This is a genomic window from Streptomyces sp. S063 (assembly GCF_002832675.1).
Taxonomy (GTDB): Bacteria; Actinomycetota; Actinomycetes; order Streptomycetales; family Streptomycetaceae; genus Streptomyces; species Streptomyces sindenensis.
The window spans coordinates 1,053,070-1,073,491 of record NZ_CP021707.1; the positions used below are offsets into that span (position 1 = coordinate 1,053,070).

The window sequence follows — 20,422 nt, forward strand, 5'->3', positions numbered from 1 at the left end:
CCTGGACGCCGGGCCGGTCGACGACGCGGAGCGGACGTCCCCGCTGCTGCCGTTCCACCCCGCGTACGTCATCTACACCTCGGGCTCCACCGGCCGCCCCAAGGGCGTCACCGTGCCGCACCGGGCCGTGACGAACTTCCTCGCGGCGATGGGCGACCGCTGCCCGCTGGACGAGCGCGACCGTCTGCTCGCGGTCACCACCGTGGCGTTCGACATCCACGTCCTCGAGCTCTATCTGCCGTTGCTCGCAGGCGCGTCCGTGGCGGTCGCGCCGCGTACGGCGGCACGGGATCCGCGCCTGCTCGTGGCGCTCGCCGAACGCCTGGACGTCACGGTCATGCAGGCCACGCCGACGCTGTGGCAGGCCGTGCTCGACGAGGACCCCACGGCTCTGAAGGGTGCCCGCGTCCTGGTCGGGGGCGAGGCGCTGCCCTCCTCCCTCGCCGAGCGGATCCTGGCGGCCCCCGGGGAGGCCACGAACCTGTACGGCCCGACCGAGGCCACCGTGTGGGCCACCACTGCCGAACTGGCCGCGGGCGGGCAGGGCCCGGTCGCCTCGATCGGCCGGCCCTTGTGGAACACCCGGGCGTACGTCCTCGACGACAGGATGCAGCCGGTGCACGCGGGTGTCGCGGGCGAGCTGTATCTGGCCGGTGACCAGCTGGCGCGCGGCTACCAGGGCCGCCCGGACCTGACGGCGGAACGCTTCGTGGCCTGCCCGTTCGGGGCTGCCGGCGAGCGCATGTACCGCACGGGCGACCTGGTGCGCTGGAGCTCCGACGGCAGCCTGGAGTACCTCACTCGCGTCGACGACCAGGTCAAGATCCGTGGGTTCCGGATCGAACTCGGCGAGATCGAGGCGGGGCTCACGGCCCATGCGGAGGTCGCCCAGGCCGCGGTGGTCGCCCGCGACGACGCCCACGGCTCGCGGCAGCTCGTCGCCTACGTGGTCCCGGGCTCCCGCGTGGCGGAGCGTGACCAGGAGGGCGAGGGCCGCCAGGTCGAGGGCTGGCAGAGCGTGTACGACTCGCTGTACCGGGACATGGCACCGGTCGGCGGCACCGAGCTCGGCGAGAACTTCGACGTCTGGGTCAGCGCCTACGACGGCAGCCGCATCCCGGAGAGCCACCTCCAGGAGTGGCGGTCCGTCATCGTGGACCGCATCCTCGACCTGGAACCCCGCCGCATTCTCGAACTCGGCGTCGGCAACGGACCGCTCCTGGCCCGCCTCGCGCCGCGCTGCGAGGAGTACTGGGGCACCGACCTCTCGGCCGAGGGCATCGAGGTGCTCCGCCGGGGAGTGGAGCAGCAGCCGGAACTGCGCGACCGGGTCCATCTGCGCGCGCAGGGGGCCGATGTCACCGACGGTCTGCCCCAGGACTACTTCGACACGATCGTGCTCAACTCCGTGGTCCAGTACTTCCCGAACACGGAGTACCTCCTGGAAGTGCTGCGCAACGCCGTGGACCTCCTCGCCCCCGGCGGGCGGATCTTCGTCGGTGATGTGCGCAACCTGCGTCTGCACCGCTGCCTGTCCGCCGCGGTCGCGCTGCGCAGGCACGAGGAAGGCAGCGGAGCGGACGCGGTACGCCGGGCCGTCGAGCAGATGCTCCTCAGCGAACAGGAGCTGCTGGTCGACCCCGACTTCTTTCCCGCGCTCTGCGCCTCCTCGGCGGAGCTGGAGCACGCCGACATCCTGGTGAAGCGAGGCGTGCACCACCACGAGATGTCCCGGCACCGCTACGACGTGGTCCTGCACAAGAAGTCCTCCGGACAACTCTCCGGACAGCCCTCCGGGCAGCCCTCGGGGCGGCTCTCCTCGCCGGCTGTCGCGGGCGCCGAGGAGACGACGTTGCGCTGGGGTACGGACGTGACCGACCTCGCCGAACTCGCCGGGCTGCTGCGCACCGGCCGGCCCGCGAGGCTCCGCGTGACCTTGGTGCCGCACCGCGGGCTCGCCGGTGAGATCGCCGCGCTGCGCCTCCTGGACGCGGGCGAGCCCGTGGACACGGCGCTCGCCGCGCTCGGGGCCGACGGCTCGGCGACCGGGGCGCTGGACGCCGAGGACCTCCACCTGCTGGGCGAGAGCCTCGGCTACCGGACGGCCGTCACGTTGACCGGTGCGGCCGACGACGGCTCCATGGACGCCGTCTTCGAGTCGGCCGCGTTCGAGGCGCCGGAGTCCGGTGCCCCTCGCGCCGCTGGCCCCGTCGGCGCGTACCGGCCCGCGGGCCCCGCCCGGTCCGTCCTCGCCTCCTGCACCAACAACCCCGTGGCCAGGAGCCGGAACACGGCGGCCCTGGTCGGCACGCTCCGCGACCACCTGAGCGACCGGCTGCCCGAGTACATGGTGCCCGCGGCCTTCGTGGTCCTGGACGCCCTGCCGCAGACGGCCAACGGCAAGCTGGACCGGCGGGCCCTGCCCGCGCCCGACCACACCCCGGGCGCGGCCGGGCGGGCCCCCGCTTCGGTGCGGGAGGAGGTGCTCTGCGGTGTCTTCGCGGAGGTCCTGAGGCTGCCCCGGGTCGGGGTCGACGGCAACTTCTTCGAGCTGGGCGGCCACTCCCTCCTCGGCGTGCGCCTCGCCGACCGGATCCGGTCCGTGCTCGGCGTCGATATCGGTATCCGCGACCTGTTCGAGGCGCCGACCCCCGAGGCGCTCGCCGCCCGCTTCGCGGACGCCGGGATGACCCGGGAGGCGCTCGGCGGCCTCCTCCCCATCCGCGCCAAGGGCGGCAAGCCTCCGTACTTCTGCGTCCACCCGGCCGGCGGCACCGGCTGGTGCTACGTCCCCCTGACGCGCCACATGCCGGAGGACCAGCCGCTGTACGCGCTGCAGGCGCGCGGTGTCGGCCCGGTGCCGGAGGAACTGCCGTCCTCGGTGAGGGACATGGCGGCGGATTACGTCGCCCAGATCCGCACGGTCCAGGAGACCGGGCCGTACCACCTCCTGGGCTGGTCCTTCGGCGGCATCGTCGCGCACGAGATGGCGGTACTGCTGCGGGCCGACGGCCACGAGGTCGGCTCCCTGGTGATCATGGACGCCTATCCGATGCCGGAGGAGGAGCGGGCCGGCGACAGCGCCGGGCCGGTGGACCTCACGGAGGTGGTGGTCCAGGGCGCGGGCCGGTTCGGTGCCGAGCTGACAGCGGAGGAGATCGACCGCTTCGCGCGGGTCATCGACAACAACGCGCGCATTCAGCGTGCCCACGTGCCGGGGGTCTTCGACGGCGACGTCCTCGTCGTCGTGGCGGCCGCGGACCGCGAGGAGAGCGGCGCCGACGCCGGGCTGTGGGCCCCTCACGTCTCCGGCGCGACGGCCGGGGCCGAAGTGCCGTGCCGGCACGACGACATGGCAGACCCGGACATGCTGCGACGGATCTGGGACGCCGTGTCGGAGCACGCGCACCCGGCCCAGGGGCAGTGAACCCGCCATCCCACGGAATTGGAACAAAGTGAAAAGATCAGAGATGTGTCACTACTCTCTGTCCTGTCCGGCGTGCGGGCTGAAGCAGGTGGACGACGGGCTGACGCTGTCCTGCGCCGGCGACCACGCGCCGGCGCTGTTGCAGACGGAGTACGAGGCGCGGACGTTCGAGCCGCTGCGGGACGTCGACGGGATCTTCCGCTACCGACCGTGGCTTCCGGTCGTCCGCACCTTCGCCGGGGCCGGGCGTACGACCGTGCTGCGCAGCGAGCGTCTGTGCCGCTTCCTCGACATGCCCGGTGTCCGCGTCGCGTTCAACGGCTACTGGCCGGAGCGGGGCGGATTCCTGGAGACCGGGACCTTCAAGGAACTGGAGGCGTACACGGTCCTCGGCCGGATGCCGGAGAACGCCCCGGTCCTCGTCGTCGCGTCGGCGGGCAACACCGCGGCCGCGTTCGCCGCGGTCTGCTCCCGGTACGCCGTGCCGTGCCTCCTGATCATTCCCGACACGGGGCTGGACCGGATCAAGCTGCGCGAGGACCTGCACCCCGCGGTGCGCCTCGTCGTGGTGGAGGGTGCCGACTACGCGGATGTGATCGCCCTGTCCGAAGAGGCCGCGAAATGGCCGGGGTTCGTCGTGGAGGGCGGCGTGCGGAACGTCGCCCGCCGCGACGGTCTCGGCACCGTGATGTACGCGGCGGCGGAAGAGACGGGCGAACTGCCCGAGTACTACTTCCAGGCGGTCGGCAGCGCCGCGGGGGCCATCGGCGTGCACGAGGCCGCCAAGCGAGTACGGGAGACGATGCCCGGGCCCGCCGGGCCCCTCCCCCGCCTGATGCTCTCGCAGAACGCCGGGTTCGCCCCGATCCACCGGGCCTGGCAGGGGCGGACGCGGGCCTTCACCCCCGCAGGAGGCGGCCGGAACGCCCTCCGTGACGTGTTCGCGGACGAGCTGACCAACCGGCGGCCGCCCTACGCGGTGCACTCCGGCGTGTTCGACGTGCTCACCGAGAGCGGCGGCGATGTGGTCACCGTCGACCGGGAGGACGCCGTGGCGGCCCGGCGGGTCTTCGACGACCTCGAGTCGATCGACCTCGAACCGGCCGCGGCCGTAGCGGTGGCCTCACTCTTCACCGCCGTCGCGGAGGGCAGGGTTCCGAGGAATGCGTCCGTGCTCCTGAACATCACGGGTGGCGGCCGGGCACGGATGGCCCGGGACCACACGCTGCGCCAGGCCGAGCCTCATCTCCGGGTACGGCTGGACGGCTCCCACGACGCGGTGCTCGGCGCCATCAGGGACCTGTTCGACACCGGGGCGGGGGATACTGGTCCTGGCAGTCGCCTCGCCGGGCGGATCGGGCGGTGAGGTCCCGTCCTTGTCCGATGCCCTGACCGATGTCCTGGTCGATGCCTTGAGGGGAGCCGTTCATGACCACGGCGAAAGATCTGTTCATCATCGCGATGGATCCCGCGTTGGAGCGTCCCGTGGGACAGGGCGACCTGTCGCTCGCCCTCGCCGGTGCCGAACTGCTCGACCTCCTCGACGCGGGGGCCATCACCGTGGACGGCGACCTCGTCGTGCCGGGCGGGTCGTCGGTGCCGGACGACCGGCTGCTGGCCGCGGCCGCTGCGGGGATCGTCCGGCAGCCGCCCCACGAGCGGGTCGAGGACTGGCTGTGGCGCCGGGGGCAGGAGCTCGCGGCCGCCTACCAGGACGCGCTGGAGGAGGACGGCGAGCTCCGGCGGAAGCGGAGCGGCCTGCTGCCGTTCGGCCCGAAGGAGGTGGAGCCGGTGGACACGCCCACCCGTCGCCGGGCCGTCGCGCGCCGGGAGGAGGGGGACCCCGTCCTCGCCTCCCTCGCGTCGGCCGTGGGTCTCGACGGCGAGCGAGCCGATGACGACGAGCCCTCCCCCGGCGACGAGACGGTGACCACCGTGCTCGCCACCGTCCATGAAGCGGTGATGGAGCTGGAGGCCGTACGGCAGCGGCGGACCATCGAGAACACCGCCTTCGCCAACGTCTGGCGCGGCCCCTGAGCCGGGGCCCGGCCTCCCTCGGTTCGGCCCTGGCACGGTGACCGGCTCGTCACTGCCGGGAGACGCCCACCCGGCCGTCGCCCGTCTGCTCCGGCTGCGCGGGGCCGGGTGAGGGCTCCCGGGCCGGCCGGTCCAGCAGCAGCGGGATCGCCAGGGCGGGCAGCAGCCAGAGGAACACGATGAGGCGGTAGCCGTACAACTGGCCCAGATTCGGGTGGCCCGCCTGGTTGAGAAGGCCCGCCGCGCCGGCCGCCACGGCGAGGGGCAGCACCACGGAGCGCCTCCTCAGCATCGCCCAGGCCGAGAGCGCGAGCAGGACGGGAAGCACGGGCTGGGTGATCTGGCGCCGCGACCACGCCGACCAGAAGACCCCCTCCTGGACGAAGAACTCGGGCCAGGGGTTGGGCAGATCGGGGCGCTGGTAGTGGTGGGTCAGCAGGTCCTGGGCGCTGTCCTGGCCCATGGGCCACCCCAGTAGGTGCGCCACGGCGTAGATGCACGCCGTCAGGCCGGCGCACAGTCCGGCCGCCCGGAGTACGGGGGCCGCCTCGCGCCGCCCTCTCCGGCGGAGCCAACCGGCCCGGGCCAGGAGGACCCCCGCGAGCGCGGCCGCCAGCAGCAGTGCCTGCGAGTAGCGGACGAGGAACATCAGGGCGAATCCGCCCGCGACGAGCGCAGCGCCCGTGCGGGGCCTCGCCGAGACCGTCCGGGCGCCCGCCCCCGGCCCGAAGCTCGTGCCGGATCCCCCGTCCGTACGGGGCCGGTCCCGCAGCAGCAGGACACAGCCGAGCACGATCGCCGTGCCCAGCGCCAGGGAGAGGCCGTCGCTCAGGGGGTTCATGGCGACGGTGCCGGTGGGCAGGGCGAGGTACAGGGCCTGCCCGGCCAGACCCGCGCGCCGGGAGGCGCCCGCGGCGCGGAGGGTGAGCAGGACGCAGAGGCTGCCGGACAGCGCGATGACGAGCCCCGCCAGCCAGAGGCCCCACGTGATGCCGAAGGCAGCGATGAAGGGGACCAGGAACAGCGGATAGCCGGGCCTGGCCTCGAAGATGGCCATGAACCGCTGGTTGGCGAACGGGGCGGTCATCCCCTCCGTGTTGCCGTGGCGGGTCCAGTACGCGACCGAGTCGTTCAGCCGGCGCACGCACTGCTCCTCCGACTCCCCCACGGCCTTCCTGTTGGTCCAGGGGACAGGGCTGAGGGACGGGTGCTGCCCGCTGTCGCAGGAGTACGCGATGGCCCTCCGGCCCGCCTCCTCGCGGCTCTCGCCGCTGAGGCTCAGGGCGTAGGAAAGGTAGTTCTTCGTGTCGGGCGAGGCCCGGCCGGTGACCGCCGTCAGCTGGAGCCCGGTGAAGGCCAGGGCGATGAGCAGCACCCCGACGAGACCGAGGTGCTGGGTTCTGCGGATGTTCGGCATCGGTCGGGCGCTCCCCTGCAAACGGCGGTTGCCTCATCAACGAGAGAACCGGCGCGGGGTGGCGTTCCGGAGCGGTGTGCGGGGCGGTTTCCGGGGCAAGGCGTGTCACGGGCCTGGCGTGTACCGGGCTCGGCGTGTACCGGTCCCGGGGTCCGGGCTCGTGCCGGGAGTCCGGGCTCGTCCCGGGCCCGGTGCGTTCCCCGTCCCGACAGGCTCGGCGTGCCCGATGCCCGCTACCGGCCGCGCGGCTTCCCGCGCTTGCCGCTCGGGCCGCCGGCCCGGCCGCCCGAAGAGGGCTTCCTGCCCGCCGCGGGCTTGTGCCGGGCGCCGCCGCCCTGCCCGCCGCCCGCGCCGGCCCGCTTGCCCTTCGCCTTCTCCTTGGCCTTGGCCGTGGGGCGCTGCGGGGTGGCCGCGCGGCCGCGGGTGCTGTTGACCGTGCGGCCCCGGACGATCCCGATGAACTCCTCCACCAGGTCGGGGGCTTCGTCCGCCTGGGGCCACGACAGGGCGACGCGTGACTCGGGGGTCTCCGGGACCGGGCGGTAGGTGAGGTCCTTGCGGTGGTGCAGCCTGGCCAGGGACTGCGGGACGAGGAGGACGCCCACGCCCGCCGCCACCAGTTCGATCGCGTCCGCCGTGGTGGCCGGGCGTTCGACGGCGGGGCGGCCGGGCAGGGTCTCCCAGTCGAGGACGTCGTCCAGCGGGTGCAGCACGATCTCGTCGGCCAGTTCGGCGAGCGACACCTCTTCGGCGGCGGTCGCCACGTGGTCCTTGGGGATCACCACGACGGTCGTCTCGGTGTAGAGGGGGATCGCGGCCAGGACGTCCCGGTCGACCGGCAGGCGTACGAGACCGGCGTCCGCGCCGCCGTCCGCCAGCAGTCCGGGGGCGTCCGCGGCGGTCGCCTGGACGAGCTCCAGGGGGGTGTCGGGCAGCCGCTCGCGCCAGACCCTCACCCACTTGGTGGGCGTCACGCCGGGAACGTACGCGAGCCGGAAGGATGAGGGGATGTCCGAGCCTGTCACGGGACCAGGCTACCGGTCGGTGGTCGGAGGTATGTCTCATGGTCGATACCCTGGACCCATGACGTCGCACAAGACCGCCCAGACCATGAAGCCCGCCACGGCGGCGAAGAAGCTGGGTGTGTACCTCCAGGCCACGCCCGCCGAGTTCCAGGAGGGTGCCGTCTCCCGCACCGAGCTCAACGCCCTCCAGACCGACCCGCCCGCCTGGCTGGTGGAGCTGCGCCGCACCGGCCCGCACCCCCGTCCGGTCGTCGCCGCGAAGCTCGGCGTCTCCATCGCGGGGCTCGCCCGCGGCGGGGTCACCGAGGCGCTCACCACCGAGCAGATCGACGCCCTGAAGGACGAGATGCCCGAGTGGCTCCGCAAGGAGCGCGCCACGCAGGCCGAGGTGCGCAAGGAGGCCGCTCGCATCAAGGAGCGCAACGCCGAGCGGGCCGCGCGCTCCGGCGATCAGCAGTAACCCCGGCGGTCAGCGACACCCCGGCGGTCAGCGGTAAGCGGATCCCCGCCCGTCCGGGCCTGCGGCCCCGCCCCTGAGGAATCTCGCCGGAGGCTCACCGCACGGTGGATCGTGGCGGCCGGTTCGCGCGCGTCCTCCGTGAAGGTGTCCACCCGGATCTTCCGCGCGTCACGCGGTTCGATGGCGAAGCCGAAGCCCGTCCCCCGGGCCTCGGCCGGCGTCCGATCAAAGCGATGGTCACCGGCACGCCGAAGGCGCGGGGGCCGGCATCACGGAAACCTACGGACGCACGCCACGGGCCCGTGGCCGGTCCGCCCCGCCGACGCGTACGTCGGTGGCGCGGCCCTGCCACGGGCCCGTCGGGTACCGGATCGCTCGTCGGGTACCGGTGCGGTCAGAGGACGCCGGACTCGGCGATGGTGACCTTGGCGCGGGTGCGGCCGCTGGAGGAGCCGAGCGCCTCGATCTTGCGGACGAGCTTCATGCTGTCCTCGTCGGCGACCTCGCCGAAGACGACGTGCTTGCCGTCCAGCCACGGGGTGAGCACCGTGGTGATGAAGAACTGCGAACCGTTGGTGTTCGGGCCGGCGTTGGCCATCGAGAGCAGGCCGACACGGTCGTGCTTGAGCTTGAAGTTCTCGTCGGCGAACTTCTCGCCGTAGATGCTCTTGCCGCCGGTGCCGTCCCCGCGGGTGAAGTCACCGCCCTGGAGCATGAAGTCCGTGATGACGCGGTGGAAGGACGAACCGGCGTAGCCGAAGCCCTTCTCGCCGGTGGCGAGCGCGCGGAAGTTCTCCGTCGTCTTGGGGACGACGTCGTCGAACAGGTTGAACGTGATCCGCCCTGCGGGGGCGTCGTCGATGGTGATGTCGAAGTAGACCTTGGTTGTCATGGTGACATCCTCACATTCCTGGCAACCGCAGGTGAAACCCGGGTTGGGTCGGCACGCTGGAAGCCTGGATTCCGCTCACCCCGCGGCGGCTCCCCGGTGGGCCGCGTAGACGGCGTTCACCAGGGCCGTCTTGCGCGGGTCGTCGGCGAGCCGGGAGCCCATCCGGTTCATGACGTATCCGAGGGAGATGGCGCCATCCGGGTCGGCCAGGCCGCAGGAACCGCCCGCGCCGTCGTGACCGAGCGCCCTGGGGTCGGGGCCGTAGGAACGGTTCGCGCCGCTCAGCCAGAAGCCGAGGGCGATCTCCGTCTCGTGCCGGAAGCCGTCGCCGAGGACCAGGTCGCGGCAGGCCCCCTGCCCTTCCCCGGCGCGGGCGGCCGCCTTCTCGGAGAGGATCCGGTGGCCGTCGAGGCTGCCGCGTCCGGCCAGGATCCCGTAGAGCGCGGCGACCGCCCGGGCGGTGCCGTGGCCGTTGGCGGCGGGGATCTCCGCGGCGCGCCAGGCGGGCGTGTTGGCGACGGCCCGGCCGGTGGGCGGGTTGAGCAGGGAGGCGACGGCCACCGGTGTCATCCGGTCCAGGAGGGCCGCCTGGGCGGCCCGGTCGGCCCGTTCCTGGACGAGTTCGGCGAGCCGGTGGGTCTCGCTCTCCGGGAGGCCGAAGGTGAAGTCGATGCCCAGCGGTCCGGTGATCTCCTGCCGGAGAAACGCCCCGGGCCGCAGTCCGGTGATCCGGCGGACCACTTCGCCGACGAGGAATCCGTAACTGATCGCGTGGTAGCCGGAGCGGGTTCCGGGCTCCCACCAGGGGGCGGTGGCGGCGAGCCGGGCGCAGACCGCCTCCCAGTCGTAGAGCTCCTCCAGGGTGAGCGGGGCGTCGGGCCCGGCCACTCCGGAGCGGTGCGAGAGGAGGTGGCGCACCAGGACTGATTCCTTGCCGTGCGCGGCGAATTCCGGCCAGTAGTCGGCGACCGGGGCGTCGAGGTCGAGCAGTCCGCGGTCGGCCAGGACATGGGCGCAGAGCGCGGTCGGGCCCTTGCCGGTGGACCAGACGTTGACCAGGGTGTCCCGCTCCCAGGGGCGGGTGCGGGCCGCGTCCGCCCAGCCGCCCCAGAGGTCCACCACCGGGGCGCCGTCGACCAGGACGGTCACCGCCGCGCCCAGTTCGCCGCGCTCGGTGAAGTTCTCCTCGAAGGCGTCCCGGACGCCGGCGAACCGGTCGTCGCAGTGGCCGTGGATCTGCGGCACGGGGCCTCCCTCGTCGCGGGCGCGCGTCCGGCGGCGGAACCGGGCACCCCACGCAACGTACCGACTGGTCGGACCGGAGGGAAGGGGCGGACTCCGGTAGGGCCCAGGGCTCGGCCGCCGCCGCCCGGATCAGCGGACGCCCGCCTCCAGGCTCAGGCTCCAGCGGCCCGGCAGGCCGGTCACGGTGACGGTGGACAGGGGGCGGACGTCGACGTTCCAGTACGTGGCGGGCGGGGCGTTCAGGGCGTAGACGAGGGCCGCCCGGATCACGGCGGGTTCGGCGACCGCGACGACGAGGCCGTCGTCGGCGGGGCGGGTGTCCAGCCAGCCGCCCACGCGCCCGATGAAGCCGAGCATCGACTCGCCGCCGTGCGGGGCGCTGCGCGGGTCGGCGAGCCACAGGTCCACGGCGGCCGGTTCACGGGCGGTGACCTCGCCCAGGGTCAGCCCCCGCCAGCGGCCCATCTCCCAGTCACGCAGGGCCGGTTGAGCCATCGGATGAAAGCCGAGGGCGTCGCCGGTGGCGCGGCTGCGCGGGGTGGGCGAGCAGTAGCGCAGTTCGGCGGCGCCGAGCGGGACGAGCGTGTGGGCGACGAGCTGCACCTCGTGCCAGCCGGCCTGATCGAGCGGCCGGTCGTCGCCGAAGCGCTCGGCCAGCCGGGAGGAGCTGCGCGCCGCTGCGACCAGGGTGACCCGAAGCGTCATGGCGGGATCGTGGTGCCGAACGCGTGTTTGGTCAAGGGGGCGGGTACGAGGGCATGCGTGAGGGCGTGCACACGGAAGCCCACGAGGGCCTCCGTATCGGGCAGCCGCCCTCAGGCGCCCCGGAGGCCGTCGAAGGCGGTACGGAGACGGCGGACGCCTTCCGCGATCTCGGCCGCTCCGGAGACCGCGGCGAAGCTCAGGCGGACGTGTCCGCCCGGGGGTTCGGCGCAGAAGTAGGGGCGACCGGGGGCGATGGCGACCGAGGCCCGCAGGGCGGCCGATACGAGGGCCGGCTCGTCGGCGCCGTCCCCCGCGCCGCCGCCGGGGAGCCGGAGCCAGAGGCTGCCGCCGCCCGCCGGGAGGTGCGGCAGCACGAGTTCCGGCAGCTCGCCGCCGAGGGCGGTGGCCAGGGCCGTACGGCGGTGGCGCAGCTCGGTGGCGACGGCGGCCAGGTGGCGGCCCCAGGAGGGGGAGCCGACGAGTTCCAGCGCGGCTTCCTGCAGCGGCCGGGGCACGAAGAAGCTGTCGACGACCTGGATGGCACGCAGGCGCTCCAGCACCGGGCCACGGGCGGCCAGCGCGCCGACCCGGAGGCTGGGCGAGGTGACCTTGGTCAGCGAGCAGACGTGGACGACGGTCCCGTCGGGGTCGTCGGCGGCCAGCGGCGCGGGGAGCGGTCCGGCGTCGTCGTGGACGAGCCGACGGGCGAAGTCGTCCTCGACCACGAACGCCCCGGCCGCCCGGGCGATGGCCAGGATCTCGGGCCGGCGGGCGGGCGCGAGGGTGGCCCCGGTGGGGTTCTGGAAGAGCGGCTGGGTGACGAGGACCCGGGCGCCGGTGGCCCGGAACGCGTCGGCGAGCAGCTCGGGGCGCACCCCGTCGGCGTCGACCGGCACGGGGACGGGGCGCAGTCCGGTGGCGCGGGCGGCGGCGAGCATCCCGGGGTAGGTCGGCGACTCCACGAGGACCGGGGCGCCGGGCGGGGCGAGGGCGCGCAGGGCGGTGGCCAGGGCGCTCTGGCCGCCCGCGGTGATCAGGACGTCGGCGGCGCTGACGGTGGGGCCGATCTCGCGGGCGAACCAAGACCGCAGCTCGGGCAGTCCGTCCGTCGGGGGGCGGCCCCAGGCCCCCGGTCTGCGGCCCGCACGGGCCAGGGCCGCGGAGAGCGCCCGTTCGGGCTGGAGCGAGGCGTGGAGATAGCCGCCGTTGAGCTCGATGACGCCGGGCGGCGGAGCGGCGAGGGTGACCAGCACCCCGGAGGCGTCGACCGTACGGGGCACGACCTCGGGTCCGCCGTCGCCGCTCAGCGACACCTCCTGCCAGGACGTGTCGCCCGGGGCGGGCAGTGCCGCGCGGGGCTCCGCCCGGAACGCGCCGGAGCCGGGGCGGGTGGTGACGAGCCCCTCGGCGGCGAGCTGGGCGATGGCGCGGGAGACGGTGACGGGGCTGACCCGGAACCGTTCGACAAGTGCCCGACTGGACGGCAGCTTTCCACCGGGAGAGTAGCGGTTGAGCTCGGCCCGCAGGGAAGTGACCAGTTCGGCGACGCTGCTACGCTCTTGCATGAGAGCACAGAATAGCGCTACCCCGCCTATAGCGATAGCGGTCGCCGATCCGGCGGCCACCTCGCACCCCCTTTCGGCGGCCGCTTCCTCGGGAGCCTCTTCGGCCGCATCCTCGGCAGCTTCTTCAGCCGCTCCCCCGGGAGCCGCTTCGGCCGGCCGGAGCGGCACCGTGCTCGCCGGGCTCGGCGTCGTGGCGTTCTCGCTCACCTTCCCGGCCACGGCCTGGGGGCTGGAGAGCTTCGGCCCCTGGTCACTGGTGGCCCTGCGCAGCGTGCTGGCCGCCGTGGTCGCGGGCGGGGTGCTGCTGGCCGCACGCGTCCCGTTGCCCGCGCGCCGCCACTGGGCCGGGCTCGCGGTGGTCGGGGGCGGAGTGGTGGTGGGCTTCCCGCTTCTGACGACGCTGGCCCTCCAGACCTCCACCACCTCGCACGCGGCCGTGGTGGTGGGCCTGCTGCCGCTGACCACGGCGGTACTGGGGTCCCTTCGCACCGGCGAGCGCCCCTCACGTGTGTTCTGGATCGCGGCCCTCGCCGGGGCGGCCGTCGTGATCGCCTTCACCGTGCAGCAGAGCGGCGGTGCCCTGACCTCCGGTGATCTGTATCTGTTCGGCGCCCTGCTGGTCTGCGCGGCCGGGTACACCGAGGGCGGCCGGTTGGCCCGGGTGATGCCGGGGTGGCAGGTGATCGGCTGGGCGCTGGTCCTGTGCCTGCCGCTCGCGGTCGCGGGCAGCCTGGTGGCCCTGCCGCTCGAACCCGTGCACCTGACCGCCCACGGCGTCGTCGGCCTGGTGTGGGTCGCCGCCGGATCGACCTTCCTCGGGCTGTACGTCTGGTACCGGGGGATGGCGGCGATCGGGGTGGCCCGCGCCAGCCAGCTCCAGCTCGCCCAGCCGCTGCTGACGCTCGTGTGGTCCTTCCTCCTGCTCGGCGAGGAGCTGTCGGCGGCGGCTCCGGTCGCGGCGGTGGCCGTACTCGTCTGCATCGCCGCCACCCAGCGGGCCGGCCGCCGCGCGGCACGGTGAGCCGGGACCGTACGGTCAGGACGGGTATCCCGGCCCGTACGGTCATAGACTTGTCGACACGGACACCGTCTCCCCCTGTGAGGAGGTCGCTCCCGATGGAGGCACACACGGGCGACCGGCTGCTGATGCACGGCAGGACCGTGGGACAGCACGACCGGGTCGCCGAGATCATCGAGGTGCTCGGTGACGGGGGCGCTCCCCCGTACCGGCTCCGCTTCGACGACGGCCATGAACATCTGATGTCACCGGGTCCCGACAGCGTCGTCCAGCACATGGACGCGCCGAAGGACGAGCGGGCGCGGTAGCAGCGCCTGGGGCCGGGACCGTGCGGAAGGGTCCCGGCCGCCGGCGTGGGCGGCTCGGCCCGGCAGCCGCACCCGGCTGCTCGGCCCGGGAGCGGTTCCGGTCCGGCTCGGCCCGGGAGCGGTCCGGGTCCGGCTCAGCCCGGGTAACGGCCCCGGCGGCGGGAAAGGGCGCGGCCCCGGTCCGGATAGAGCCGGACCCGGTCCTGGTAGTGGTCGGCCACCACGCGTCGCATCGCGCCGATCCGGTCGGCCATCACGCTCTTCGCGGAGAAGAAGACATGGCCGCCCGCCTCCTCGTGGTTGCGGGCGAGGGTGAGGTGGCGGGAGAGTTCCGCCGGGTCCTGCCAGGCGTCGGCCTGGGCGGGGTCGCCCGCCTTGTACAGCGCCTCGCCCACGTACAACTCGACGCCCGTGCCGCGGACCGTCCGGCTCCACCAGGCGAGGACCTTGGCGTAGTCGGCGGCGGTCTGGCCGATGTGCCAGTAGATCTGCGGGCAGATGTAGTCGATCCAGCCCTCCTTGACCCACTTACGGGTGTCGGCGTGCAGGTCGTCGTACGTCTGCACCCCCGCCCGCGTGTCCGACCCCAGCGGATCGGTCGCCTTGTTGCGCCAGACCGCGAAGGGGCTGATGCCGAAGCGGACGTGCGGCTTGATCGCCCGGATCCGCTCCCCCGTCTCGCGCACGAGCCGGTCGATGTTGTCGCGCCGCCAGGCCGCCCGGTCGGCGAAGCCGCCGCCGTACCGCGCGAACTCCGCGTCGTCGTCGAAGGTCTGCCCGGCCACCGGATACGGATAGAAGTAGTCGTCCCAGTGCACGGCGTCGATGTCGTAGCGGCGCACGGCGTCGAGCATCGCGTCCTGGACGAAGCGGCGGACCTCCGGCAGCCCGGGGTTGTAGTAGAGCTTCCCTCCGTACGGGACGACCCAGTCCGGGTGCTTCCGGGCGGGATGGGAGGCGGTCAGGCGGGACGGGTCCGTGTGGTTCGCCACCCGGTACGGGTTGAACCAGGCGTGCAGCTCCAGGCTCCGGTCGTGGGCCGCGCGCACCGCCGTGCCGAGCGGATCCCAGCCCGGGTCCTTGCCCTGGGTGCCGGTGAGGCAGTGGGCCCACGGCTCGTACGGCGAGGGCCACAGGGCGTCGGCGGTCGGCCGGACCTGGAACATCACCGTGTTGAGCCGCAGCTCCACCGCCCGGTCCAGATGAGCCAACAGCTCGGCCTCCTGCCGTACCGCCGTGAGGCCCGGCTTCGAGGGCCAGTCGATGTTGGCGACGGTGGCGATCCACATGCCGCGCACCTCGCCCGCCGCCCGCGGAAGCCCGCCGCCCCTCCGCCGCCCCGAGGGGGAGGCGACCGCGTCACCGGCGGTCGTCATCGCCGCCAGCAGCCCGGCCGCGCCCAGTACGAACGTCCTTCTCGCCACACCCGTGCGCCGCATCCCGGCCCACCTCTCTCCGCCGTGTCCCGCACCCGACTCCGATGGCTCTACGTAACCGCATCATGCCCATCCGTAGCCGTCATGACCCGCGGGTCGTCCGCGTCGGCATTCGGAGTAACGTCGTGGGGTCGAGGCGGGCACCGGAATCACACGGGACCCTGCGATACGGAGAACAGCGAAAGGCACGAGGTGACGGACCTTATGGCCGACATTGCACGCGTCGGAGTGGTGGGCTGTGGCCAGATGGGCGCAGGTATCGCGGAGGTGTGCGCGCGCAGCGGCCTCGAAGTGAAGGTCGCCGAGACCACCGGCGAAGCGCTGGAGATCGGCCGCACCCGTCTGCACAACTCCCTCTCGAAGGCCGCCGAACGCGGCAAGATCACGGCGGAGGAGCGGGACGAGACCCTCGGCCGGCTGAGCTTCACCACCGACCTCGGGGAGTTCGCCGACCGCGATCTCGTCATCGAGGCCGTCGTGGAGAACGAGCAGGTCAAGACGGAGATCTTCCAGGTGCTCGACCAGGTGGTGACCCGGCAGGACGCGATCCTGGCCTCCAACACCTCCTCGATCCCGCTGGTGAAGCTGGCCGTCGCCACCTCGCGCCCGGACCAGGTCATCGGCATCCACTTCTTCAACCCGGCCCCGGTGCAGAAGCTCGTCGAGCTGATCCCGGCGCTGACCACGTCGGACGAGACGATCAAGCGCGCCGAGGCCGTGGTGCAGGACGTGCTCGGCAAGCACCCGATCCGCGCCCAGGACCGCTCCGGGTTCGTCGTGAACGCGCTGCTGATCCCGTACCTGCTCTCCGCGATCCGGATGTTCGAGTCGGGCATCGCCAGCCGCGAGGACATCGACAACGGCATGGAGATGGGCTGTGCCCACCCGATGGGCCCGCTCAAGCTGGCGGACCTGATCGGCCTGGACACCGTGGCCTCGGTCGCGGACTCGATGTACGCCGAGTACAAGGAGCCGCTGTACGCGGCTCCCCCGCTGCTCCAGCGGATGGTCGACGCGGGGCGGCTCGGCCGCAAGACGGGGTCGGGTTTCTACGCCTACTGACCGCCCTGCCGGCGGGCCCGGCGCGCTCACGCCGTCGGGCCCGCGCATCGAGGTCAGGGCCGTGTACGGCCCCGAAGAGTCTCATCCCCTCCTGCAGACCCTCCGCCGTGCCGGGGTCCTGTCGCAGCGCCGCACACGCCCGGTGGGCCTTCCAGGAGCCGCCGTCAGCACAGACACCGCGACGAGGTTCAGGCTACGAGCAGGCGGAGGCCGAGATCTGCCGCGCCGAGATCGACGAGGTCGCTGTTGCGCTCGGCCCACCGGCCGGATGCGAGGTCGTCGCTGAGGCTTCGTACCGCCCGTTGCTCCGCCTCCGGCCCGACCCTCGTCCAGACCGACATCGCGCGGCGCACGTGCTCCTCCAAATACGCCCCCGGTCGGCGCCAGTAAGCCTCGAACAGGCCGTCAGCGCAGTCCCACGGGATCGGCACCGGCTCAGGACGGGCCCCGATCACGCCGGCCATCCCGGCGAGCGAGGGGAAACCCGCGAGGATGCCGGCGAACTCGGGCAGGTAGTCGCGGGTGAGCCAGAACCTGCCCTGCCAATCGGGCTCGTCGGTGTCGAACGTGAGCACCACCACGCGTCGGGCCACTCGCCGCATCTCGCGCAGCCCCGCGATCGGATCCCCCCAGTGGTGAACGGTGGAGACGGCCATCGCCACGTCGAAGGAGCGGTCCTCGAACGGCAGGCTCTCCGCGGCGGCGGCCACGCACGGTGCCGAACCGGCGGGCCGCTGGGCCCGCATGACCGCCGATGGCTCCACCGCGGTGACATGCCGGTCGGCGGGCTCGTAGGAGCCGGTGCCGGCTCCTACGTTCAGCACCGTCCGCGCGTCGCCGAGCGCGTCCCAGATCTGCGCGGCGATCCGCGGATCGGTACGCCGTGTGGCGGTGTAGGCGCCACCGATCGCCTCGTACAGACGTGCGCCGAGCATCTCCAGTTGCTCCTCCGGTGTCACCTTCAGCCCCTTCGCTCGCGCCTCGAGTTCCCTGTCGATTGCCGTCACCATGGCGTCAGCGCGGTCACGCCGCTCCACCAGCAGGCCGCGCAGCCGGCGCAAGTGCGCGACCGCGTCGGTGGACGGGTCGCCGACCAGTTCCGCCACCTCCCGCAGCCCGAAGCCCAACCTCCGGTAGGCCAGCACCTCCCGCAGCCGCTCCACGTCGGCCGCGGAGTAGGCCCGGTACCGGGCGGCGGTCCGCGTCGACGGACGCACGAGCCCGATTTCGTCGTAGTGATGCAGCGTGCGGACGCTCACGCCGGCCAGCTCGGCCACGCGTCCGACGGTCCAGTGGTCTTCCACGGCACCGACTATGCGGCCTGACGCCACGTGAGGGTCAAGAGCCTGCCCTGTTGACCAACCATCACCTGAGGAAGCTAAAGTGCTAGGCAACTAGATAAATGGAGGAACCGGTGATTGAGTTCCATCTGAACAGCCGGTCCGGCCTGTCCCCGTACCAGCAGCTCGTCCAGCAGGTCCGACACGCACTGCGCCTGGGTCTGCTGGATGTGGGGGACAGGCTGCCGACGGTCAAGGAGGTGGCGAAGCAGATGGCGGTCAACCCGAACACGGTGCTCAAGGCGTACCGGGAGCTGGAGCACGACGGCCTGGTGGCCGCCCGTCCCGGCGTCGGGACGTTCGTGACCCGGACGCTGGCCGACGGCTCGCTCGCCGCGCAGGGACCGCTGCGCAAGGACCTGCAGCGCTGGCTGACCAAAGCCCGCCTCGCCGGGCTCGACGACGAGAGCATCGAGGCGCTGTTCATGAACACGTTTCGCAATGCCGCCGGAGAGGACGTGGCGTGAGCGCCGTCTTGCGAGCCCAGGGCCTGGGCAAGAGGTACAAGCAGCGCTGGGCGCTGCGGCAGTGCGACTTGGACGTCCCCGCCGGTCGGGTGGTGGGCCTGGTCGGCCCCAACGGCGCGGGCAAGTCGACCCTGTTGAAGCTGGCCTCCGGCATGCTGACCCCGACGGCCGGCACCATCGAGGTCTGCGGTGGCCGTCCCGCCGCCGACGTGGAGCAGCTGGCCAAGGTCGGTTTCGTCGCCCAGGACACCCCGGTCTACGCCGCGCTGAGCGTCGCCGACCACCTCGCCCTGGGCCGGCGCCTCAACCCGACGTGGAACGACGCCGTGGCGCGCGACCGGGTCCGTCGGCTCGGCCTCGACCCGCAGCAGCGGGCCGGCAGGCTGTCCGGCGGCCAGCGCGCGCAGCTCGCCCTGACCCTGGGCATCGCCAAGCGCCCGGAACTGCTCATCCTGGACGAGCCGGTCGCCGCCCTGGATCCGCTCGCCCGCCGGGAGTTCATGCAGGACCTGATGGAGGCCGTCGCCGAGCACGAACTGAGCGTCGTGCTCTCCTCGCACCTGGTCTCCGACGTGGAGCGGACCTGCGACTACGTCATCGTCCTGGTGGACTCCCGGATGCAGGTGGCCGGCGACATCGACGACCTGGTCGCCTGCCACCACCGTCTCACCGGGCCGCGCCGGGACTCGGACACACTCCCGGCTGGTCAGCACGTCATCACCGCCAGCCACACCGACCGGCAGACCACCCTCCTGGTGCGCACCGACACCGCAGTCCACGATCCGTCCTGGACCGTCAGTCCCCTCGGCCTGGAAGACATCGTCCTGGCCTACATGACCCGGCCCGCCGATGCCGTACGTGACACCCGGCCCGCACTGGAGGTGCTCCGATGATCTGGCTGACCTGGCGCCAGTTCCGCACCCAGGCCGCCGTGATCTTCGCCGCGGTGGCCGCCCTCGCCGCCGCCCTCGCGGTCACCGGCCCACAGTTGTCCGACCTCTACCGGACGGCCGGCAGCAGCCTGGTGGACCAGGTCTCCCGTGCGGACCAGACCCTCTACTACACCGGCCTGCTGGTCGTACTCGCCGTGCCGGCGGTCATCGGGATGTTCTGGGGCGCACCACTGATCTCCCGCGAGCTGGAGACCGGTACCCACTACCTCGCGTGGAACCAGGGCGTCACCCGCACCCGCTGGCTGGCGACCAAGCTGGGCTTTGGCGCGGCGGCCTCCATGACCGCTGCCGGACTGACCAGCCTCGCGGTGAGCTGGTGGAGCAGCCCCATCGACCGGGCCATCAACGGCGGCGGCGCAACGGACACCTACTTCCCGCGCCTCGATCCCGTGGCCTTCGCCGCACGGGGTGTCGCCCCCATGTCCCACGCCGTCTTCGCCTTCGTCCTGGGCGTCACCCTCGGTCTCGTCATCCGCCGCACGTTGCCCGCGATGGCCACCACGTTCGCCCTATACGCCGCCGTCCAGATCGCCGTGCCGGTGTGGGTCCGGTCCCATCTGGCAGCTGCGGACCGGACCACCGTGCCGATCGAACCAGGCGGCGGCCCCATCAGCGTCCAGGACGGAGCCCGGCAGCTCGTCGCGCATCCCGAAGACGTGCCCGGAGCCTGGGTCACAGCCCAGCAGACGCTCGACGGGGCCGGCCGGCCGACCCCCGTGCCGTCGTCCTTCGCCGACTGCCTGCGTACCGAGTCGGGCCCACCCGCCCTGCAGCAGGTCGAGGGCTGCCTCGCCGACCTCGGCGCCCTGGGCTACAGGCAGCAGGTGACGTACCAGCCCGCCGGCAACTTCTGGGCCCTTCAATGGGCCGAGACCGGGCTCTACCTCGGCCTCGCCCTGGCCCTGACCGGGTTCTGCGCCTGGTGGATCCGCCGCCGAGTGACCTGACCGGGGAGCAGCTCCGGGGCGCTGCGCCGGACCGTTGAAGGAAGTGCGAGGGGCAGCCGGGACCCGGCGGCCCCTCGCGGTGTTCGGCGACGTCGCACCCCGGGTATCGCCGCGGCCG

At 73.0% G+C, this 20,422-nt stretch carries 17 protein-coding genes and 1 pseudogene; 10 read left to right on the top strand and 8 right to left on the bottom strand.

Translation table 11 applies throughout. The features are described from left to right. Positions 1-16: 16 nt before the first annotated feature. The 3 genes and pseudogenes from CCZ36_RS36305 to CCZ36_RS04650 all read left to right on the top strand — a co-directional run. Positions 17-3,427, top strand: a pseudogene (locus CCZ36_RS36305) (amino acid adenylation domain-containing protein); the annotation flags it as partial. 43 nt (positions 3,428-3,470) lie between these two features. Continuing rightward, positions 3,471-4,793, top strand: coding sequence for a cysteate synthase (locus CCZ36_RS04645; RefSeq protein ID WP_069739844.1), 1,323 nt, complete (start codon positions 3,471-3,473; stop codon positions 4,791-4,793). Positions 4,794-4,855: 62 nt separating this feature from the next. After that, positions 4,856-5,464 (top strand): GOLPH3/VPS74 family protein, encoded by a 609-nt coding sequence (locus CCZ36_RS04650; RefSeq protein ID WP_069739843.1) that lies wholly within the window; start codon positions 4,856-4,858, stop codon positions 5,462-5,464. A 49-nt stretch (positions 5,465-5,513) separates the two neighbouring features. Here CCZ36_RS04650 and CCZ36_RS04655 read toward each other — a convergent pair whose 3' ends face one another. After that, complete coding sequence (locus CCZ36_RS04655) at positions 5,514-6,881, bottom strand: hypothetical protein (RefSeq protein WP_128817075.1); 1,368 nt, start codon at positions 6,879-6,881, stop codon at positions 5,514-5,516. A 233-nt stretch (positions 6,882-7,114) separates the two neighbouring features. Then, entirely contained in the window at positions 7,115-7,906 is a 792-nt protein-coding gene (locus CCZ36_RS04660) for a LysR family substrate-binding domain-containing protein (RefSeq protein WP_128817076.1), read from the bottom strand. 58 nt (positions 7,907-7,964) lie between these two features. Here CCZ36_RS04660 and CCZ36_RS04665 point away from each other — a divergent pair, with 58 nt between their 5' ends. Continuing rightward, entirely contained in the window at positions 7,965-8,366 is a 402-nt protein-coding gene (locus CCZ36_RS04665) for a DUF5997 family protein (protein WP_069739840.1), read from the top strand. A 394-nt stretch (positions 8,367-8,760) separates the two neighbouring features. On the opposite strand, the gene CCZ36_RS04670 is transcribed toward CCZ36_RS04665, so the two are convergent. The 4 genes from CCZ36_RS04670 to CCZ36_RS04685 all read right to left on the bottom strand — a co-directional run bounded on the left by CCZ36_RS04670 (position 8,761) and on the right by CCZ36_RS04685 (position 12,773). Beyond that, positions 8,761-9,258 carry a peptidylprolyl isomerase gene (locus CCZ36_RS04670; protein ID WP_069739839.1) on the bottom strand — a complete coding sequence of 166 codons (498 nt, stop codon included), beginning with the start codon at positions 9,256-9,258 and terminating at the stop codon, positions 8,761-8,763. Positions 9,259-9,333: 75 nt separating this feature from the next. Next, on the bottom strand, positions 9,334-10,503 hold the full coding sequence (locus CCZ36_RS04675) for a serine hydrolase domain-containing protein (RefSeq protein ID WP_128817077.1): 1,170 nt from the start codon (positions 10,501-10,503) through the stop codon (positions 9,334-9,336). Between the two features lie 129 nt (positions 10,504-10,632). Further along, a complete protein-coding gene (locus CCZ36_RS04680) occupies positions 10,633-11,208 on the bottom strand; it encodes a histidine phosphatase family protein (RefSeq protein ID WP_069739837.1) in 576 nt (191 codons plus the stop codon). 110 nt (positions 11,209-11,318) lie between these two features. Further along, a complete protein-coding gene (locus tag CCZ36_RS04685; RefSeq protein ID WP_128817078.1) occupies positions 11,319-12,773 on the bottom strand; it encodes an aminotransferase-like domain-containing protein in 1,455 nt (484 codons plus the stop codon). Here CCZ36_RS04685 and CCZ36_RS04690 point away from each other — a divergent pair. Continuing rightward, entirely contained in the window at positions 12,772-13,794 is a 1,023-nt protein-coding gene (locus CCZ36_RS04690; RefSeq protein WP_128817079.1) for a DMT family transporter, read from the top strand. The genes CCZ36_RS04685 and CCZ36_RS04690 overlap by 2 nt on opposite strands. Before the next feature lie 95 nt (positions 13,795-13,889). Beyond that, complete coding sequence (locus CCZ36_RS04695) at positions 13,890-14,099, top strand: DUF1918 domain-containing protein (protein WP_069744331.1); 210 nt, start codon at positions 13,890-13,892, stop codon at positions 14,097-14,099. Between the two features lie 134 nt (positions 14,100-14,233). Here the strand turns inward: CCZ36_RS04695 and CCZ36_RS04700 are convergent, their stop codons facing one another. Then, on the bottom strand, positions 14,234-15,538 hold the full coding sequence (locus CCZ36_RS04700) for a glycoside hydrolase family 10 protein (RefSeq protein WP_128817080.1): 1,305 nt from the start codon (positions 15,536-15,538) through the stop codon (positions 14,234-14,236). A gap of 201 nt (positions 15,539-15,739) precedes the next feature. On the opposite strand from CCZ36_RS04700, the gene CCZ36_RS04705 reads away from it, so the two are divergent. After that, positions 15,740-16,597, top strand: a complete 858-nt coding sequence (locus CCZ36_RS04705; protein WP_069739832.1) for a 3-hydroxybutyryl-CoA dehydrogenase — start codon at positions 15,740-15,742, stop codon at positions 16,595-16,597. A 188-nt stretch (positions 16,598-16,785) separates the two neighbouring features. Here the strand turns inward: CCZ36_RS04705 and CCZ36_RS04710 are convergent, their stop codons facing one another. After that, the gene (locus CCZ36_RS04710; protein WP_128817081.1) at positions 16,786-17,928 is read right to left on the bottom strand and encodes a MerR family transcriptional regulator; all 1,143 of its coding nucleotides are present in this window, start codon (positions 17,926-17,928) and stop codon (positions 16,786-16,788) included. Positions 17,929-17,999: 71 nt separating this feature from the next. On the opposite strand from CCZ36_RS04710, the gene CCZ36_RS04715 reads away from it, so the two are divergent. From CCZ36_RS04715 to CCZ36_RS04725, 3 genes are read left to right on the top strand one after another with little or no spacing between them, the layout of a single operon-like run. Continuing rightward, on the top strand, positions 18,000-18,404 hold the full coding sequence (locus CCZ36_RS04715; RefSeq protein WP_128817082.1) for a GntR family transcriptional regulator: 405 nt from the start codon (positions 18,000-18,002) through the stop codon (positions 18,402-18,404). Continuing rightward, a complete protein-coding gene (locus CCZ36_RS04720; RefSeq protein ID WP_128817083.1) occupies positions 18,401-19,297 on the top strand; it encodes an ABC transporter ATP-binding protein in 897 nt (298 codons plus the stop codon). The genes CCZ36_RS04715 and CCZ36_RS04720 overlap by 4 nt, the downstream gene beginning before the upstream one ends. Further along, complete coding sequence (locus tag CCZ36_RS04725) at positions 19,294-20,304, top strand: transporter (RefSeq protein WP_128817084.1); 1,011 nt, start codon at positions 19,294-19,296, stop codon at positions 20,302-20,304. Before CCZ36_RS04720 ends, CCZ36_RS04725 begins: the two co-directional genes overlap by 4 nt. Positions 20,305-20,422 lie beyond the last annotated feature (118 nt).

Bases quoted from the DNA above. Each gene is read 5' to 3' on its own strand.
- CCZ36_RS04645 (WP_069739844.1), top strand. From the start codon at position 3,471: ATGTGTCACTACTCTCTGTCCTGTCCGGCGTGCGGGCTGAAGCAGGTG.
- CCZ36_RS04650 (WP_069739843.1), top strand. From the start codon at position 4,856: ATGACCACGGCGAAAGATCTGTTCATCATCGCGATGGATCCCGCGTTG.
- CCZ36_RS04655 (WP_128817075.1), bottom strand. From the start codon at position 6,881: ATGCCGAACATCCGCAGAACCCAGCACCTCGGTCTCGTCGGGGTGCTG.
- CCZ36_RS04665 (WP_069739840.1), top strand. From the start codon at position 7,965: ATGACGTCGCACAAGACCGCCCAGACCATGAAGCCCGCCACGGCGGCG.
- CCZ36_RS04670 (WP_069739839.1), bottom strand. From the start codon at position 9,258: ATGACAACCAAGGTCTACTTCGACATCACCATCGACGACGCCCCCGCA.
- CCZ36_RS04680 (WP_069739837.1), bottom strand. From the start codon at position 11,208: ATGACGCTTCGGGTCACCCTGGTCGCAGCGGCGCGCAGCTCCTCCCGG.
- CCZ36_RS04690 (WP_128817079.1), top strand. From the start codon at position 12,772: ATGAGAGCACAGAATAGCGCTACCCCGCCTATAGCGATAGCGGTCGCC.
- CCZ36_RS04685 (WP_128817078.1), bottom strand. From the start codon at position 12,773: ATGCAAGAGCGTAGCAGCGTCGCCGAACTGGTCACTTCCCTGCGGGCC.
- CCZ36_RS04695 (WP_069744331.1), top strand. From the start codon at position 13,890: ATGGAGGCACACACGGGCGACCGGCTGCTGATGCACGGCAGGACCGTG.
- CCZ36_RS04700 (WP_128817080.1), bottom strand. From the start codon at position 15,538: ATGCGGCGCACGGGTGTGGCGAGAAGGACGTTCGTACTGGGCGCGGCC.
- CCZ36_RS04705 (WP_069739832.1), top strand. From the start codon at position 15,740: ATGGCCGACATTGCACGCGTCGGAGTGGTGGGCTGTGGCCAGATGGGC.
- CCZ36_RS04715 (WP_128817082.1), top strand. From the start codon at position 18,000: ATGGAGGAACCGGTGATTGAGTTCCATCTGAACAGCCGGTCCGGCCTG.
- CCZ36_RS04725 (WP_128817084.1), top strand. From the start codon at position 19,294: ATGATCTGGCTGACCTGGCGCCAGTTCCGCACCCAGGCCGCCGTGATC.